The 19,051-nt window shown below is 53.4% G+C and carries 13 protein-coding genes; 6 read left to right on the forward strand and 7 right to left on the reverse strand.

What is annotated here, in order from left to right:
* Nucleotides 1–32: 32 nt before the first annotated feature.
* Entirely contained in the window at nucleotides 33–2,858 is a 2,826-nt protein-coding gene (locus KTT_RS06935; protein WP_160145695.1) for a transglycosylase domain-containing protein, read from the reverse strand.
* A 326-nt stretch (nucleotides 2,859–3,184) separates the two neighbouring features.
* On the opposite strand from KTT_RS06935, the gene KTT_RS06940 reads away from it, so the two are divergent.
* The 5 genes from KTT_RS06940 to KTT_RS06960 all read left to right on the forward strand — a co-directional run bounded on the left by KTT_RS06940 (nucleotide 3,185) and on the right by KTT_RS06960 (nucleotide 11,921).
* Nucleotides 3,185–4,741 carry a peptidase MA family metallohydrolase gene (locus KTT_RS06940; protein WP_160145696.1) on the forward strand — a complete coding sequence of 519 codons (1,557 nt, stop codon included), beginning with the start codon at nucleotides 3,185–3,187 and terminating at the stop codon, nucleotides 4,739–4,741.
* 8 nt (nucleotides 4,742–4,749) lie between these two features.
* A complete protein-coding gene (gene dprA / locus KTT_RS06945) occupies nucleotides 4,750–5,916 on the forward strand; it encodes a DNA-processing protein DprA (protein ID WP_218030848.1) in 1,167 nt (388 codons plus the stop codon).
* 355 nt (nucleotides 5,917–6,271) lie between these two features.
* The gene (gene alr, locus KTT_RS06950; protein WP_126595286.1) at nucleotides 6,272–8,929 is read left to right on the forward strand and encodes an alanine racemase; all 2,658 of its coding nucleotides are present in this window, start codon (nucleotides 6,272–6,274) and stop codon (nucleotides 8,927–8,929) included.
* A gap of 191 nt (nucleotides 8,930–9,120) precedes the next feature.
* Nucleotides 9,121–10,101 (forward strand): diacylglycerol/lipid kinase family protein, encoded by a 981-nt coding sequence (locus KTT_RS06955; protein ID WP_160145697.1) that lies wholly within the window; start codon nucleotides 9,121–9,123, stop codon nucleotides 10,099–10,101.
* A 68-nt stretch (nucleotides 10,102–10,169) separates the two neighbouring features.
* Nucleotides 10,170–11,921, forward strand: coding sequence for a dynamin family protein (locus KTT_RS06960; RefSeq protein ID WP_126595288.1), 1,752 nt, complete (start codon nucleotides 10,170–10,172; stop codon nucleotides 11,919–11,921).
* A gap of 84 nt (nucleotides 11,922–12,005) precedes the next feature.
* Here KTT_RS06960 and KTT_RS06965 read toward each other — a convergent pair whose 3' ends face one another.
* Nucleotides 12,006–12,428 carry a hypothetical protein gene (locus KTT_RS06965; RefSeq protein WP_126595289.1) on the reverse strand — a complete coding sequence of 141 codons (423 nt, stop codon included), beginning with the start codon at nucleotides 12,426–12,428 and terminating at the stop codon, nucleotides 12,006–12,008.
* 164 nt (nucleotides 12,429–12,592) lie between these two features.
* Here KTT_RS06965 and KTT_RS06970 point away from each other — a divergent pair, with 164 nt between their 5' ends.
* Nucleotides 12,593–13,786: a hypothetical protein gene (locus tag KTT_RS06970; protein ID WP_126595290.1), complete on the forward strand. Its 1,194-nt coding sequence runs from the start codon at nucleotides 12,593–12,595 to the stop codon at nucleotides 13,784–13,786.
* A gap of 57 nt (nucleotides 13,787–13,843) precedes the next feature.
* Here KTT_RS06970 and KTT_RS06975 read toward each other — a convergent pair whose 3' ends face one another.
* The 5 genes from KTT_RS06975 to KTT_RS06995 form a co-directional block, all read right to left on the reverse strand.
* Complete coding sequence (locus tag KTT_RS06975) at nucleotides 13,844–14,623, reverse strand: SDR family oxidoreductase (protein WP_126595291.1); 780 nt, start codon at nucleotides 14,621–14,623, stop codon at nucleotides 13,844–13,846.
* Nucleotides 14,624–14,659: 36 nt separating this feature from the next.
* Nucleotides 14,660–15,754, reverse strand: a complete 1,095-nt coding sequence (locus KTT_RS06980) for a Gfo/Idh/MocA family protein (RefSeq protein WP_126595292.1) — start codon at nucleotides 15,752–15,754, stop codon at nucleotides 14,660–14,662.
* Nucleotides 15,755–16,060: 306 nt separating this feature from the next.
* On the reverse strand, nucleotides 16,061–16,285 hold the full coding sequence (locus KTT_RS36105; protein ID WP_160145698.1) for a helix-turn-helix domain-containing protein: 225 nt from the start codon (nucleotides 16,283–16,285) through the stop codon (nucleotides 16,061–16,063).
* 475 nt (nucleotides 16,286–16,760) lie between these two features.
* Complete coding sequence (locus KTT_RS06990) at nucleotides 16,761–17,975, reverse strand: hypothetical protein (protein WP_126595294.1); 1,215 nt, start codon at nucleotides 17,973–17,975, stop codon at nucleotides 16,761–16,763.
* Nucleotides 17,956–18,624: a sigma-70 family RNA polymerase sigma factor gene (locus KTT_RS06995; RefSeq protein WP_126595295.1), complete on the reverse strand. Its 669-nt coding sequence runs from the start codon at nucleotides 18,622–18,624 to the stop codon at nucleotides 17,956–17,958. Before KTT_RS06995 ends, KTT_RS06990 begins: the two co-directional genes overlap by 20 nt.
* Nucleotides 18,625–19,051 lie beyond the last annotated feature (427 nt).

A 19,051-nucleotide genomic window follows, 5' to 3' on the forward strand; every position in this document is an offset into this window, starting at 1 on the left:
AGGGGTGTGAAGATTTTATGGTGATATATGGTTCAGGGATATTGGAGGGAGAGGGCCCAGTCGGGAGTTGAGGGCTGGCCGTCGGTGATGGACGGCTGGTTGAGTAGTTCAAGGCCAGGCGGGATTGGGAAGGTCCATTGAGGATGGGCGGAGAAGCGGAAGTGATAGTCGGGTCCACAGGCGATCTGGTCGGGGCTGACAAAGGCGTTAGTGTAGGGGGGATGCTCGTTGCAGCGTCCCAGTACGCGTTCCATGACGCTGTGCCAGATGGGACCGGCTCCGGTAATGCCGATGACGTCTCTCATCTTTTCGTTGTTGGCGTTGCCGACCCAGACGCCGACAACAACGTCTGGCGTGTAACCAATGGTCCAGTTGTCGCGAAAATCGTCGGTGGTGCCCGTTTTGGCCGCGACCTGTCGACTACAGTTGAAGCGCGAGTAGGCGCAATTGGCGTCCATATCGGCAAAGGACAGGTCGTGGTCAGAACCAAATTCATAGGCGCGCGAGGGCTCGTCAGCCAGTACCGAGGTCATCATGTAGGAGACCTGCGGTGAGAATACACGGCCAGCCGCCGGTCTGCTCTCATCGTAGTGATAGAGGTTATGACCAAAGTTATCCCAGATATCCAGTACGCTCTGTGGTGGGACACGCACACCTTGATTGGCGAAGGTCTGATAGGCGTCCACCATCTGCAGCGGTGAGACATCCTTTGAACCCAGGGCCCACGCCAGGCCGGTATTGGCTTGTGTGGTAATACCAAGACGGCGCGTGGTGGTCAACACCTGGTTTGCACCGGCGAACTGCATAGCCTTAATGGCCGGGATATTATAGGAATTGGCGGTACCTATGCGCACGGACACCGGTCGATTTGTATAGGTATGCCCGTAATCATAGGGGGCATAGATGGTTGAATGCCTGGAAAACACATCCTTATCGGTGCGCGGCATTGTCGCACCCGGAGGGGCCCCGTTAGGAAAAAAGGTGCGGTTGTCCATCAGCAGCACGCCAGGATTCCAGCCCATCTGGAAGGCAGTAGCATATTCAAAGGGCTTGAAGGTTGAGCCAGGCGGACGTGAACTGACGGCGGCATTAAACTGACCACCCACGCGTGGGTCCATAGAATTATAGTTAGCGCTTCCGTTCATGGCCAGGATCTCGCCAGTCTTTGCGTCCATCACCACCACCGCCGCCGAGTGCAGATTGTTATAGTTACTGAGCGTCGCATAGTAGCCGCGTAGCTTCTGGTAATCGGGCTGATTGATATGTCGGTCTACCGCCCGCTCCACATATTCCTGCAAATTCACATCGATGGTGGTACGAATATTGAAGCCGGCCTTCTGAAAGAGATCATAGCCCTCGGCGGCATCGCCATCTCCCAGCGCGGTCGAAACCTGGTTGATAACCCAATCCACGAAGTGAGGGGCGTGCTTGAAGCGCGTAGGGCTTCTGAAGGTGTGGCGCTCCATCAGCCGCTGCGCCTGCCTGGCGATAGCGGGTGTAATAGGACCCAGACCATCCACGACGCTATGCAGCGCCATCATCTGCTGCAACACCAGGCCCTGACGGTAGATAGCACGTTGTTTGGCATCGGGTCCGCTGGTCGGATCATTATAGAACGGCTGATTGGGCATGCCGGCCAACAGAGAGGCGCGGGCCAGCCCCAGCAAGGGATCATTTCTACCGGTTGCCTGATTATAGTTCAGTCTGGAGATGCCAGGGATGCACTTCTGGTTAGTGTGGCAGGTTGACTGCAGACCAAAAAAATCTTCGGTCGCCACCTCGACACCATAGGTTTGTCCTTCAAAAGGGGCGATATTAAAATACATCTCAAGGATCTTGCTTTTGGAATACTGCTGCGTCAGTCCGATGGCCATAGCCGCCTCGGTAATCTTGCGTCCCAGGGCATATTCGCGCTGATTGGACAGATTCTTGATTACCTGCTGCGTTAACGTGCTGGCTCCTCCATACTGTCTGGCCGCCGCACGAATGATGGCCGATGGCTCGATACCCGCGTTGGTCCAGAAGGTCTTATCCTCGATAGCGACCAGGGCATCCTGCATAACGCGCGGGATGTCATCATATCTAATGGCGATACGCCGGCCACCCTGCCTTGAGTTCTGATCATAGGCCTCAAATAAAAGTACATTGTTGCGATCATAGATACGTGTGCTCTGGGCGATGTGAGCGTTAGCCAGTTCCTCTACGCGCGGCAATTGCTGCTCATAGTAACCATAGCTATAGGTAGTGCCGGCCACACAGATCAGACCTAGCACAGACATTAGAGCCATGGTAAGCACCGCCCAGAGTTGACGTGGAGCTTGCTGCCAGCGCGCACGCCGCTGCCTCATCTGCATAGCGATGCGCAGGGTGCGTGATCGGCGCCAGGGAGTCCTCTTCGCGGGTTGCGGCGTCTGCGGTTCCGCTTCAACTGGAGGAGGATTTAAGCCATGATAGCGTTCCATATACGGCGCGGGAGGAAGTATCTTGTGGCCGGCGACCGCCGCCACTTTACCAGACCAGTGGCGTACCATATTCATAGTATGGATCAGTAGTCCCGGTGAGCGCAGTAACTGTCCACGTCCAGGCATGCCTGTAGATTCGCCAACCGAGGAAACAGGAAGGCGTAGCTGACCACGCGAATAAAGAGGAGAGGCATTGGAGAGATGGGCAGATCTTTGCGCAGGTGGGAGCGGTAAAACAGGATGGTCAAGTTGATCGGTTGCTGAAAGCGAAGATGGCTGTGACGCCGAAGACTGTTGTTGTCGATAAGTGCTTAAAAGCCCTCCTGTTTTGGGTGGCGCACCATCTCCGATGCGTGGCTGCTGACCCTTAGCTTGCTGATCCAGGTTATTACTCATATATTCAATCGCCTCCCTTCCACATCTGTCCCCGTGTCGGCTGCATGCGTTACCGGAGAAACACAAACTCAACCTCATTTATACTTAACGAACGAACACGACACAGATTAACAATAGAGGAAACCGATTAACGGCAATTGGAGGGAGGATGTTTCAGTGGTGATGCTGCCGCGGCAGCATCACCACTGAAACATCCTCCCTCCAACTATCAAAATCCGGAGTGATAACCATGCGTACTATATAGATGAGCAAATCACGGTATTTTTGTGCTTGATCAGATATAATAAGGATTGATGTTCGCGAATTGCCACGAGGAGTTTGAATATATGCGCTGGAATGCCATGCGGCGTAGTGGGCGCCTTTTTATTTATCTATCAATCATGATTCTTATATCGATAAATTTACCTTCTCACGCCTATGCAGCTGTAGCGGACGACCCTATTACCGTCAATTCAGAGACCGCCACCCTCAACTTCCCAAAGGCGATGGACTTCCAGTTGGACACGCAGGATAGCGCCAGCCCAATCGAGATCGCCACACTCACAATCAAGTTCAATTATATGCGGGTCTCAGAGGTTCATCCAATTACGCAGACCCCGGCTAACCATCTCTCCTTTCAATGGCATGAAAACCTCGACGCACAACATTTTATGCCGGTTGGAACCATTATCAACTATACCTGGGATATCTCAGATAGCGCCGGACATAGTTATAAGACACCTCCCAAATCGCTGCAGATCACTGATACGCGCTTCCAGTGGCAACATCTCTCACAGGGGCTCTACCAGGTCAACTGGTACGACCGGCCCACCTCCTTCGGACAGCTCTTACTCAACCAGACGGGCGATAGTTTAAAACGCATCTATGCAAATCTAGGGGTGCAACTACATCAATCGATCAACCTGTGGGTCTACGAGAACAGCGACGACTTCCACAGCTCGCTCCCCCCCGACTCGGCGGAATGGGTTGGAGGCGTAGCCTTCTTCGAGATCAATCAGGCCTCTGTCACCGTCCAGGGAGCAGACGATACAACGCTGAACAGGGACCTCCCGCATGAGTTGACGCACCTGGTCCTGCACCAGACCGCCCAGGTCACGATTCCCACCTGGTTTGATGAAGGGCTGGCCGTCTACAATCAAGCCTACCATGAAGGGGATATGCAGAACCAGTTCAAGACTCAGCTAACCAAACACAGCCTGATCCCCCTCTATCAGATCGATCGCTCTTTCCCACGCGACGCTCAAAAAGCCTACCAGGCCTATTCACAGAGCTGGCAGCTCCTGGATTATATGTATAAAACCTTTGGGGTGAAAAAGATGAACGCCCTGATACAAAGCACAGGGAACAGCGATGAGCCATTTGACACAGACCAGAAACAGGCGCTAGGTGTAGACTCGGATCACCTGGAGAATCAGTGGCATCTTCACCTCAATCAGCCGGCAACCCTGAGCGGTGCAGACCAGACTCAGCAACAGGCCACTCAGACGACCACAGATAATAAACCAGCGGCAGCGACGAGCGATTCATCCGATGCGTATCTGACTGTGGCAGGTTCGCTCTTGATCAGCATTCCGCTGGTCAGTGGCGTACTACTACTCATCTTCCTCTTCTATAGCCGGCGCAAAGCCAGAGCACAGGCAGCTATAATTCCACAACCAGCCTATAACTACATGCCACCGGCAGGAAATTACCATCCTGGCAGCAGTCCTGCCGGACACTACGCGAACCCGGCGACCTATAGGCCCGCCGGACACTATGATGAAGTCGCCGGTCAGCCACCCACTATGGCCAATAATGTACCACCCGCGTATACAGCCTACCCTCCCTATCCATGGGGAGACCCAACTAGCGCGGGAGCCAGACCACCAGAGATAAAGGAGTAAAAAGCATCATGGGCAAGAAGCAGCGGCGGATGGAAGTGTTTGATGCCCGGGCCCGATATTATCCTTCGGCTAAACTCACTTTAGAAGAACTCTCGTACTGGATCGCCTTTAGTCGCGTGATGGGCATTGGCCCGGTACGCTTTCAACTCTTACTGGACCACTTTCAGGAAGACGTTGCCAGCGCCTGGCACGCTCCATCTTATGAGCTCACCCGGATCGGTCTTGACCAGCGCACCGTTGACAGCTTTATCAGTCAACGTGCCAACATCGATCCGGCCCACGAGTTGAAGCGCCTGGACAGGTTGCGCATCCAGGTCATTACCTGGAAAGATGCCTGTTACCCACCGCTCCTGCGCAAAATAGATTATGCTCCCCCGGTTTTGTATGCCTGTGGTCAGTTGACCGAAGATGATCTACACTACAGCATCGGTATTGTGGGGACGCGCAAGATGAGCAGCTATGGACGACAGGTAACAGAGCATTTCACCAAAGAACTGGTAAAGGGGAAGATCACCATCGTCAGCGGACTGGCGCTGGGCGTAGACACGGTGGCGCACAACACCGCGCTTGATAATGGAGGACGCACCATCGCTGTGCTGGCCTGTGGCCTGGACACCATCTATCCTCCCTCGAACTATCATCTGGCCAAACATATCGTCGACTCAGGCCAGGGGGTATTGTTAAGCTCATTTCCCCTGGGTATCAAACCCGAGGCCGGCAACTTCCCGGCGCGCAACCACATCATCTCGGGTCTCTCACTGGGCATCCTGGTCACCGAGGCGCCCCCTAAAAGTGGGGCGCTCATCACGGCCAACTCGGCCCTGGTCCAGGGGCGCGAGGTCTACGCAGTCCCCAGCAGCATCTTTTCGAACAGCGGCGCCGGGGTCAACAAGCTCATCCGTGATGGCGCTCACCCCGTGACCGAGGTGAGCGATATCCTGGAGCATCTCAACATCCATACCGTTCCGCTGCCAGATACCAGCGTCCTGCGCGAGCCAGAGAACGAAGAGGAACGGCTGGTACTGGCCCTGTTGAGCCGCGAACCCCGGCATATCGACGACCTGATCCGCGACACAGAACTGGCACCCAACATCGTCACATCCACCCTGACCATCCTTGAACTGGACGGCCTCGTCAAACAGGTAGGTAGCATGCAGTACGTGCGCTGCACCTAGCAGGTGTCTACACTCCTCTTTTTAGGACGCGTGAACGCCTCCGCACGCGCGTCCGCATTGATTTTATAATTTGTGCATGGAGTGCGCTTTCGCGCACTCCATGCACAAATTATAATGGGCTGATAGGTACCCTTTTGCGCACTCCATGTGCAAATTATAATGGGCTGATGGGTATCCTGGCGACGTATAATACACATATATTACAAGCTCATCTATTGGGGGAGCTCATACATATATATGCCCATACCGTGGACAACAATATGGTAAGCTTAATATAAAGAAGAGCATTGCCAGCTCACATAATGGCAACATAAAAAACGTCACCAATCACGCGTTACAAAAATATGAGGATACCATGATCTATCTCGATCACCTGTTAAAAGCGACGCAGGGCACCCTGCGCCAGGCCAGTAAGCATGTTCATTTTCAGGCGTTCAACCATGACACGCGCCAGATCTCCCCCCATGAAATATTCGTCGCCGTGCGCGGCGAAAGGGGTAATGGCCACGATCATGTGCTTGATGCGGTCCGCAAAGGCGCTACTGGACTTCTCCTGTCGGGTCAGACGTTCCAGCAGTTCTCCGAACAGACTAAATCCGTCCTTGCAAATGAAGAGATCACGATAGTTCTGGTTGAGGATACGCGTCGCGCCCTGCAACAGTATGCCAGCGCGATCCTGGAGATCTGGCACCCTACTGTTATCGCGGTCACGGGAAGCGTGGGCAAGACGAGCACCAAAGAGGCCATCGCCACCGTGCTCTCGCGCCAGTTCACCACCTTCCGCAGCTGGCAAAACTATAATGATATGCTTGGCATTCCGCTCTCGCTAGGCCGATTGGAGGCGCGACACGAATATGCCGTATTAGAACTGGGCTGTGACCATCCAGGCGAGATCGCCGCCCTCAGTCGCGTGGTACGTCCACAGATCGGCGTGCTGACCAATATCAGTCCCGTTCAGCTCCAATACTTCAGCTCGCTCGAACACCTGGCCTTCGAACTGGGAACGCTACTTACCAGCCTACCGGAAGGCGGGCAATTCTTTTATAATCAGGAAGACCCCATCATTCGAGCACTGCTGGAGCAGCGCGTCCACCATGCTCCATCCACGGTAAGCTGCCATCCCTTTCTTCCCGCCGGGTACGCGGTAGATGAACAGCCGGGTGTGACGGTCAGATGGGATGGTATCCAGGGAACAATCAAACGTCGTCACACCTCGGGCGAACTTGAGAGAGGAGAGGACGAACAGGTAACGGTTCAGCTACGCTCACAGCTACTGGGAGAGCACCAGTTCACGACCATGCTGGCAGCTTACCAGATAGGGCTCAGTCGCGGCATATACCCCTCCCTGGTCGAACAGGCACTGACAACCTTAAAACCGCTACCGGGACGGCTCAATCCACTGCCGGGCATTCGACAATCGGTACTGCTTGACGATACCCATAACGCGGCGCCCGCCTCGGTTAAAGCGGGTTTGCAAACGCTCAGCGCGCTGGCGGGCGAGCGAAGTCAGCGCATCGCGATCCTGGGAGACATGCTTCACCTGGGTGATACGGAGGCAGAGGCGCATCGTGCCATCGGGCGCGAGATCTCCCAGTACGTTGACTATCTGATCACGCGTGGCGAGTGGGCCACCCTGATCGCCGAAGAAGCCCGACAGGCCGGGATGGATAACGAGCGCATCATCATGACCTCAACGCATGAGGATGCGGCCCAGGCTGCCCGCCGCATCCTGAACACCCTACCAGAGAGCGACGGGTGCGCCGTCATCCTGATCAAAGGCTCCGAAGAGATCCGCATGGAGCGCGTCACCGAGCTCTTAATGGCCCGTCCCTGGGAGGCATCGGAGTTGCTGGTACGCCAGACGCCAGGCTGGAAAAAGACCATCTTCAGACACGCCGAGCGGCCCACCTGGGTAGAGATCGACCTGAACGCCATCGGCAGCAACACACGCCATATCGCCTCCATGGTAGGGCCGCGCACACGGGTCCTGGTCGCGCTCAAGGCCGATGCCTATGGTCATGGAGCGCTAAAAGTGGCCCGCACGGTACTGCAGAATGGAGCCAGCATGCTCGGCGTCGCCACAGTCAGCGAGGCGATCCCTTTGCGCGATGCCCATATTACGGCCCCCATTCTTGTCTTTGGCTATGTGCCCCGCTGGCAGATGCGTGAAGCACTACGTCTTGGTGTCAGCGTCACCATCTACTCCAGAGAAGAGGCTCAGGCGCTCTCGCAAGCCGCGCAGGCGCTCGACAAAACGGTCAGGGTGCATGTCAAGGTTGATACCGGCATGGGACGCCTGGGGGTACGCTTTGAAGAATTGCCAACCATCATAGAACTGGTACGCGAGGCCAGCCAGCTGCCCGGGCTGGAACTCGAAGGCATTTATACCCACTTCGCTCAAGCCGACGCCGAGGACCAGAGCCACGTCCGCATGCAACTGGAGCGCTTCCAGGGAGTGCTACAGCAGTTGGAAGAGGAGGGGCTCAGACCACCGATTGTTCACGCAGCCAATAGCGCCGCAACCCTGTCCCTTCCAGAAGCTCGCTTCGACATGGTACGGCCTGGAATCGCCATCTATGGTCTCGAACCATCGCCTTTTGTACGCCTGCCAGAAGGATTTCGGCCCGCGCTAGCCTTCAAGACGCAGGTCTCACAGGTCAAATGGATCCCAGCTGGAGAAGGAATCAGCTATGGCAGCACCTATATCACGCCGCGTCCAACACTCATCGCCGTCTTACCCGTTGGCTACGCCGATGGCTTCCGCCGCAGTCCACAGAACTGGGGCAGTGTGCTCATTCATGGGCAAGAAGCCTCACTGCTAGGGCGTGTCTGCATGGATCAATGTATGGTTGATGTCACCCATATTCCACAGGTCCGCATGGGAGATGAAGTCGTCTTGATTGGGCGTCAGGGGGAAGCCACGCTCACTGCCGAAGAGGTTGCTAATCGCTTAGGAACCGTCAACTACGAGGTTGTCTCAGAACTATTAGCCCGTGTTCCCCGTGTCGATTAAAATTGCCACGCCCACGAACATAGTGCCTACAACCAAATGAGCCGATAATACGTACCAAAATTGCAAGGGATAAACCCATGCATGAATATGAAAAACCTATATCGCTATATACTGATGCAGAAAATGATGTACGTTTTTCTTCACCAGTATATAGCACTGTTTTGGGCTACTACACACCAAAGAGGTTCGTAATGCAAGAGAGGACCGATAAAGCCAGCACACCTGTTAAGAAGCTGCAAACAAAAGCCATTGTTATCGCTAACCCAACTTCAGGTAGCTATACACTTCATGAACATCAAATCCAGCACATTATCGCAAAGCTCCAGCAGCAGGGATGGCAGGTAGAGCTCAAATTAACCCGATCCAGTGGGGACGCCTGCCGGCTGGCACGCGAGGCCGCCCGGCAACATATCGATGTGGTCATCGCCACGGGTGGTGATGGCACCATCCATGAGGTAATTCAAGGACTGGCCGGCAGCGAAACAGCGCTGGGAGTACTTCCCAGCGGAACCGTCAATGTCTGGGCGCGCGAGGTAGGTATTCCCTTAGATCTTAATGGCGCCAGTAATGTACTGCTCAATGGGCAGACTCGGCGCATTGACCTGGGTAAGATAGATGACCAGTATTTCTTGCTGATGGTCGGCATAGGAGTTGATGGAGAGATAGCGCAGGCGGTTGAGAAACAATCGATGAAGCGCCTGAAATTCATTTCCTATCTTCTGATGGCCGCCTGGTGGGGAGCCCGCTATCCAGCTTTTCGCGGTACGATAAACCTGGGGAATCGTGAGATTAAAGTCAATGCACTACAGGTAATTATCGGCAATACCCAGCTCTATGGCGGCGCGATGAAATATACCTGGCAGGCAAAATGCGACGATGGGCTGCTTGATCTGTGTGTCGTACGCCGCCAAAGTGTGCTCCGACGAGCAGCCGTGATCATCGATTTCCTGTTGAGGCGTCCTAAGCGCCATCAATGGGTACGCTATGAAATAGGAGAGACAATTAAAATTATCACCCAAAAACCGGTTGCCATCCAGGTTGATGGCGAACCACTGGGCCATACCAGCACTTCAGAGGCAGAACCAACCCTCTTAAGCATTGAGCCACAGGCCTTGAAAGTGATCGTGCCAGTCACAACTCCCGAAGACCTGTTCTCTCGCCAGCCGCTGTAACGTATTACAACTACAGCACCATCACTTATGATGGCAAAACAGTGGCCCCGCGAGGAGATGCAAAGAGTATGGCAAAATCTATCTTACAAGAACGACAACGAGCCCTGCTACAACAAGAGAAGCAGCTCGCCATTGACCTGGCCAGTTGCCTGGAAAATTTTGAGGGCGGCGAGCCCTATGAGAAAACCCTGCGGCAGGTCACGGCCTCGCTGGATGACCTATTCCTGCTGGTCATTGTAGGTGAATTTAACGCGGGTAAATCCGCCTGCATTAATGCCCTGCTTCATGATGAAGTGTTAGAAGAAGGCGTCATCCCGACCACACACCAGGTCACCATCCTGCGCCATGGGGAGGAAAGATCGCAACATATGCTGGCGCAGGACATCCTCGAAATGGAGTATCCAGCCGAGTTCTTACGCGACATCAGCATCGTGGACACCCCAGGAGTTAATGCCATTCTGCAGGAGCACCAGCGTCTGACCGAAGAGTTTGTCCCCCGCAGTGATCTGATATTGTTTGTCACCTCGACCGATCGACCATTTACGCAGAGCGAAAAAACCTTCATGGAGCGCATCCGGGCCTGGGGCAAGAAAGTCATCATCATTCTCAATAAGATCGACCTCCTGCGCTCACCAGAAGAACTGCAGAAAATCACCACCTTCATATCCCACAACTGCCAGCAATTGCTGGGTTTTCAGGCGGAGATCTTTCCGGTTTCGGCACTTCAGGCGCAGCAAGCGCGGCAGGCCGTGGGACACCAGGCCGTTGAGCTCTGGGAGCGGAGTCGCTTCGGCAGGCTCGAAGAGTATCTGTTTGAAACGCTGGACGCCAGAGAACGGGTACGCCTGAAGCTCTTGAGTCCGCTGGGAGTCATGCAGCGCCTGCTGGATCAGACACGCGGCTCGGTAGAGGAACGCGCCAGACTGCTAACCGAAGATGCGCGCACCGTCACCAATATCGAGAATCAACTGAGCTTCTATCGTGAGGACATGGAGCGCAACTTCAAACATCGCCTCACCGAGATTGCCAACATTGTCCTGGAGATGCGGCAGCGCGGCGATTACTTCTTCGATGACACCATTCGGCTGCGGCGCATTCTGGACCTGGTGCAGGGAGATCGCATCCGCCGCGAATTCGAACGAGAGGTACTGGGCGACAGCGCCGCCCGCATCGAACACGCCGTCCAGGAGATGATCGACTGGATGGTCGAGCAGGAACACCATTTCTGGCAAAACGTCATGGAATACATCGACCGGCGACGCGAGGTGAGCCTGCGCCGCGATGACAACATGATCGGAGCCGTTAGTCGCCAGTTTGACTATAATCGCCGCCTCCTGCTGCAGTCAGTCTCACACACCGTCACAGGTGTCATCCAGACCTATGACCAGGAGGCCGAGTCCACCCAGCTCGCCGAGGATATGCGCAATACAGTCGCCCAGGCGGTGATCACCGGGGCCGGAGGCATTGGACTGGGCGCATTGATCGTCGCGTTTATGGGGACGCTGGCGGCCGACGTCACCGGCATCATCGCAGGCATCGGTCTGCTACTGGTCGGCTATGGCATTATTCCATTGCGTCGCAAGCAGGCGAAGAAGACTTTCGACGAAAAAATGCAGGAGTTGCAGCAGAGACTGACCTCGGCAATGAGTGAGCAGTTCCGCAAAGAGCTACAGAACTCGCTCAACCGCATCGAGGATGCCATCGCCCCCTATACACGCTTCGTGCGGTCTGAGCAGCAAAAAACCACCGAGATCCAGGCTCGCATCAGCCAGTTAAACAACACCATCACCACCATCAAAAACGAGATAGAAAAAGGATGACCATGAGTAAGAAGGCAAGGGTGCCACAATAGCGCGGGACGCGCTATTGTGGCACCCTTGCCTTCTTACTCATTACAGCTTTCGCTATCCAAGCAGGTTGAAAATCAGGTTGACAAGGGCGATGATGCCACCAGCTACAATAAATGAAGCAAAGCCAATGGCACCGCCGAGGCCGCTCAAGAGGATGCCTGAAAGGGGGACCAGTACCCCGATAGAAACGATAGCCAGGGCCAGGCGCTGGCCCGAAGAGGCTTTAGACCGCGTGCTACCCGGCTGATGTATCTTGCCACCAAAATTTTGGTTCTGATTCAGGCGTTGACCCAGGCGCTGGGCTACAGCCTCCACAAAATTATCGTCCGCGAATTGATTGCTGCCAGATGGTTGACCGTATGTTGCCTGCTCGCGTTCATAAGGTGGGACGTCATGGCGGTATGTCGAAGCGCCTTCATAACCCTGATAGCTAGAGGGATTGGGACGCTGCTCCTGCGAATCCATTTGTGGTGCCATCCTGTAAAACCTCTCTCTCAAAAATGATATAGCTTAGGATATCTTTTCTTCTACATTACGTCTACTATAGACCCGGGGTTGTACGAATATTCATCATTTGCAAATGCGGTAAACTATAAAGAGGCGCAGGCCGATTCTTGAAAGAAAGATAAGGGAGGGAGCCTATGTCACAGGACGAAACAACACAGCCATTGCACGCCGTTGAGACGATCGCGCAGGCTGAACAACTTTTAAACAGGCATTATGACACAACCATACGACTTGGCCCGGGCGATGATTTAGGAGGTAGCCAGCGGTCACGGGTCTATCGTTGCTCCGTACTGGAGGGGCCGGAACTGCTGGCTTCCGGCGTCATCATCAAGCAGGTCAGCGAACCTGACGGGAGCCCACGGCAGGCCAACCAGCTCTTCTTAAATGAATGGGCCAGTCTGCAGTTTGTACAGGCCTTATCACCAGAACAACCACTGGCGCCCAGATTTTACGTTGGCGATCTCAACCTTAGCATGTTTATTATGGAAGATCTTGGGCCTGGCGAGCAGCTCAATCACGTCTTATTGGGCCATGACGGCACTCGAGCTGAAGCGGCCTTGCTGGACTACGCGGGCATACATGGACGTCTGCACGCCCTCTCAATGGGCAAACAGGCCGAATATACAGCGATCCGAGCGGCCCTGGGGCCACAAGAGGAGAGCCGCTATTTCCGCTTCGACTGGTTGCACGCGCAAATGGAAAAGATCATCACAGCCCTCAATGTGCGGCCTGAACCTGGGATTGAGCGGGAACTCCAGACCCTGCAAACTGCCCTGACCAATCCAGGTCCGTTCCTGGCTTTTATGCAGGGAGACGCCTGTCCCGATAATGTTATTCAAACCTCACGAGGGGTGCGCATGATCGATTTCGAGGGCGGCATGTATGTCCACGCACTTATCGAAGGAGCTTATGGACGGGTCCCTTTCCCCACCTGTCGCTGCCTCTATCGCATCCCTGAACACATCGCACAGGAAATGGAGGTGCGCTATCGCAGTGAGCTCAGTCAGGGCTGTCCAGAGGCCACCGATGATACACTGTTCTACCAGGGTCTGATCGAAGCTACCAGCTCCTGGGCGCTCGGTTTTCATACTATGGTTCCCCTGGAAATCATCCTACCCCAGGACCGCTTTATCATGGCTCTGACCGATCGCCAGCGCTACCTGCTCTTCTTTGAAAACGCCGCTCGCTTATGCGCGAAACACGGCTATATGCAGGCCATCGGAGGCACACTGGAAAAGCTGGCCCAGAAGATGCGCCTGCTCTGGCCAGATACAGAGGAGCCCCCCTGCTATCCAGCCTTCCAGTCACCACCACCAACACTCCCATAACACAAAAAAAGCAGGAGGCTATCAGTCCTCCTGCGACTGCAACTTTTCAAAACTGGATCAGAGAGCAATGCCCTCAGGAAGCAATGATTCAAGCGAGCCACCGATGACGATGGTACGCCCATCAGGAATGGCTGCATCGGTGGCGGCTCTGGCGATAGCTTCACCCATTTCAGCGGCCGTGGGCAACGCGCCCACCTGGTTGCTGCGGTTGGCCGCCAGGCCAGGAGCGGAACGCTCTAACAGCTTCGGAGTAATCGTTCCTTCGATAAGATCCCCGGTCACCACCACAAAGCGAATGCCTCGCGCAGCAAACTCCTGCTGCCGCGCGCGTAAAGCCTGCTCACCAGCGTATTTAGAAGCCGCAACCGGCTCATAAGAAGGGACATGCTGGATACCATGTCCATACAGATGGGCCCAGTGGCTGGTAATAAATACGATCGCGCCGCCGGGGCGCAGTTGGGGGAGTGCCAGGTCAACCATGGCCACCTGGGCATCACGATTGATGTGCATAGGATAATCAGGGTCCAATGCCAGGGCCTCCTTCTCCAAACCACCAGAGGCATTAAGGACCAGCACATCCAGTCCGGAACGCCACTGCCGCACCTCGGCGAACAGGCGTGCCCGATCCTCAGGGCGCGTAATATCGCAGCTCACAGCTAGAGCCTGCACGCCGCAGCGGTTAGCTTGAGAGACAACATCCTTGGCGCGCGCGGCCTTGTTGCGATAGTTAAAAGACACATCATAGCCGCGCGCGGCCAATGCCAGCACCGTCTCCGCTCCAATGCCACGAGATCCCCCGGTGACTAAAGCGGTCTTTGTCTGTGTTGCCTCTTCCATAAAAAATCTCCTTCACTACAAAACCCGATAGAGTGATTATGCCTCAATCACGACCTCACGCCCCTGCAACGCGGAAGCATAACAGGCGTCGATGACGCGGGCGCGACGCAGACCATCAGCCCCATTGTAGAGAGACCAGTTGCCGCTCGTAATACGCTCGATAAACTCACTGGTCACCGCATTATGGAACTGGCCCCCACGAGTATGAGGATGGATCTCAGATGGCACGCCGGCAACATCGGTATAGATTGTCAGGGTATTCTCTGTATTATAGTTCTTCACCCGAATGTCGGCGCCCCCCTCGGTCCCGTAAAGAATGATCCCATAATCGTCCTGGGCGCTACTATGGGTCGCCCAGCTGGTCTCCAGCAGCAGCGTACCACCGTTTGAGAGACGTAAGAAAGCGGTAGCCAGGTCCTCTACCTCATAGCCATGCCCTGAACCTGATTTGCGTGAGTTGAGATCAAAACCAACACCACGCGTACCCAGTTCATTATAGGTCGAGGCGCTGACGGTCAGGATCGAGGGCTCCTCCAGCAGATAGAGGGCCATATCCAATATATGCACGCCCAGATCGATCAAAGGGCCGCCCCCAGCCATATTTTTGTTGACGAACCAGGAGCCGGCACCTGGAATACCGCGTCGGCGCATCCAATAGGCTTTGGCATAATAAATACTGCCCAATTTACCTTCATCAATGTAGCGTTTTAGTGTCTGTACGTCGTTGCGCTCGCGATGATTGAAGACGACCTGCAGGACACGGTTGGCCTTCGTCGCGGCCTGCACCATAGCCTCAGCCTCTTCGCTGTTACGCGCCAGCGGCTTCTCACACAACACATGCAATCCACGCTCCAGAGCGGCGATGGCGATAGGAGCATGCAACACATTGGGGACAGCCACGCTGACAGCGTCCAGGTCCTCATTTGCCAGCAGGTCCTGATAGTCTCGGTAGCGGCTGGTAGCAGGAATACCGAAAGTATCGCCCAGATAAGTCAGGCGGTCCTCCTCAAGTCCCGCTAATGCTACCGCTTCAACGTTCGGCAGCAAACGAAACCCCTTAAGCGCGCTTTCTCCACCAAACCCCAGGCCGATAATACCTACACGAATTTTTTTATCTTGTGTTTCGCTCATTATTCGCAATTACACTCCTTATCTACCAGTTAATAGCACAAGCCGCGCATATGTTTTGTCACATACAGTTGAGGAATTTATAGATATAGACATATAGAATAAGTGGTATTCTATTGCATATCAATGCCTACCCAACAGTACGTAGCATACCATACATAGTAGAGATTTCAAGGGTCGAAAAAAAAATATTCGTTTCTACCTGCTTCCCAGAAGCAGGTAGAAACGAATATTTATGAAAAGAAGGGAGAATAGCGAGAAGGGCATCTTAGAGATGCCCTGGTATTGATCCCAGTTGAGGATACTTGCTTAAGAGACCAGATCGAGAGTTGGCACGCCCAGCACACGCGCTAAAATACGCAAATGATAGGGTTGAGCCTCTTCGCGACCTGTTTCGAGATGAGTAATAGTATCGCGTCGCAGTCCCGAGAGATCCGCGAGCTGTCCTAAGCTCAGCCCTTTCTTCTGGCGAAGCACACGTAGGTTGGGAATACCGTGAGATCTTGTTATTCTCACTTTAGTTGCTACTTTCATGTTCCTCTCCTTCGAGGTAGTATGACTAACTTCTCCAGCGCCATTGCAAGAGAAGACGACTGACGCAAAATCTGTATGCACATTCTTTATCTTCATCAAATAGCATACCAGATGGTACAGGTTGTTGTCCAGTGACACAACAATAGTAATTTTTCAACTTCAACCATAACCTCTATACTTAGAGCATATCTAAAGTTGTTCCTCTATCATCAACGCACGTAGAGGTCCAAACCTTGCATTGGATTTATCAAAATACGCCTATGATCGCGATCTAATCAATCATACACGTGCAAGAACAACTACATAATTTTCTTGCCGTATACTACACGGTTTAAATGGAAAATTTGCTTCACATACACTTATAGCGTACAGCGCACATAGGATAGAAGTAGGGAAGGCGGCGAAGCAAATTGGAGATCATCGATCCCTCCCCCTGCTGGTATGTTTAGACCACAGGGAGAGAGCGATCGGAAAGCTATTGCATAAAAGGGTGCAGACTAATCATGCCGTTGCGGCTCTGGGGTTGATCAGAGACGGCTCCAACCAGTTTGAAGGAAGGGCCGCTACTAGTATCGGGATTATCCAATGAAATAACATCATTGGCAAACTGGCCAGGGGTATCTTCATCGCTCTGTGTTACACGATCGATACGGCCACCAATATGATGACCGGCATGGAGATCAAACATCTGCAGCGAATTAGCCACCGAGGTCAATTCGGCATTGTTAATGCCGTCGCTGGGATCGCCAACGATCCAGAAAACAACACCACTATTCTCATCGACAATCTCGCTACGATCATTATAGACCCAGGTCGCATCCGCCTGACCGGTCTGAGTCCAGTGACCTTCGACAAAGATAGCCGAATCGTTATTGCCATCATGGTTAACCGGGATCTGCCTGGCCGCACCATCTTTCACCACCAGGTACACGGTACGCTGTGGCTTAAATTCGCAGATGGTAATATGCTTGGGAGCCACTCCGGGCAGAGCGTATGTATACTCAACCACCATAATCGGACCATCGGCCCAGCTATTATCTCCACCATACATATAGAAGTCGCTCTGATTATAGCGATCAGGAACAGATGAAGGGACAAAAAGAGGGAAATGCAGAAGATGCTGAGCCTGGGCCAGACTGATCTGCTGCGTCTCATCCTTATTTGGGTTTGGATTATGTTTCAGGTTTGAAACCGTGGAAGAGACGGCCGGGGCATTATTAACTAACAATACCCCGCTATGGGCGCCGGACAGAAGATAGCTCAGACCATAAGCGAATGCCGGGGCGGTCGCTACGACTGAGAGGAGCATAAACAGTGCGCAGGAGGCACAGAAAGCCAGAAAGGGACGCGAAATAGTTGTAAACCCATCAAAGAGTGTGGAGCGCAAGGATGGATGTGCAGAGCTCACAAGGCGGCGATTGAGTTGAAGGTGACGAAATACGGCAGCTTTAGTCTTCAACTCAAATCCATGTTCGGCAGGCTGCAAACGCGCATCTTCGGAATCCATTAAGGTCTGCACAAACAGAGGGGGGAGTTCCTCGTGTTCAGGAGAAAATAAAGCATTGAGTTCACAGGCAAACTCAACTTCATCCATCGTGAAATCATCAGGAAATACACCTTCCTTGTCGGAAAAGTGAAATGTCTCCGGCCGTGATTCTGGAGGATAATCCTCAAATTCGCTCATACTCATGGGCATGCTCCTTGAGCGCTTCGCGTAAGCTTTTGCGCGCTCGCCAGAGTCGCGTGTCAACGGCATGGCGGGTCAACCCCGTCTTTGTCGCCAGTTCCTCAGTGCTAGCAAATTTAAAATAGCGATGATAGATGAGAAAGCGGTCAAGTTCGGGTAACGTCGCCAACGCAAGACGCAATTCCTCGCGCCTTTCGCTTTGCTCTAGCAAATGTTCCATACTCGCTTCTGGATGTGGAGGCAGAGTTGCACGTGCATCGTGTTCGTATCCCCAACCAGAAGATTTACGATTACCAGCAGTATCGCTTGAACCCCATTGACGAATTTCATCAGCAGATTGTACATTGTGCGTCTGACGACGGCACAATTGACGACGACGATCTAGCGCGATATACTTCGCGCGCATTGTAAGCCAGGTACGTAAGGTCCCGCGTGTAGCATCAAAGGTATCAATCTCTTGCCAGACGGCCACAAAAAGGTCGTTGACACATTCCTCTGCATCCTGCGTTACCCCAACGCTATCAAGCACTAAACGAATAAAATAAAAAACTTCACGAGAATACCGGGATATAAGGGTTTCCAGTGCCTCGGGGTCTCGATCATGCAGCTTTTGGGCCAGATCCTCATCGGACCATTCATGTCGCACCATCATTGCTCCTTGCAGACCTGCGTATATCCTTTCAGATCAGTGAGCCGCTGGCACCTGCTTACTATATTCCAGCAAGACGGCTCAGACGGGGGGAAAGAATATACCGTATCGGTGGTACACTCGCCTGATTTATGATAGATATACGACTGATAGAGACGCATATCTCTCACAATTCGGGCTTTTTTTTCAATTTTGCTTAAAACAGTGAAAATTGTCAAGTACCTATGCCAATGTACTACTAAAATGTTGTAGGCAAATAGCCTATATCGCGAAAGATAATGTAGTCAAATAAAATATATCGTTGAAGATCTAGAAGTACTTTTTTGCCCAACCAACCTGTTATTACCCCTGATAAACCACCATCTATGCTATATAAACTCGAAGCAAGGTACATAAGTGGTATAGACAGCACCAGGAATGATTAAATAAT

It is taken from the genome of Dictyobacter aurantiacus (assembly GCF_003967515.1).
Taxonomy (GTDB): domain Bacteria; phylum Chloroflexota; class Ktedonobacteria; order Ktedonobacterales; family Ktedonobacteraceae; genus Dictyobacter; species Dictyobacter aurantiacus.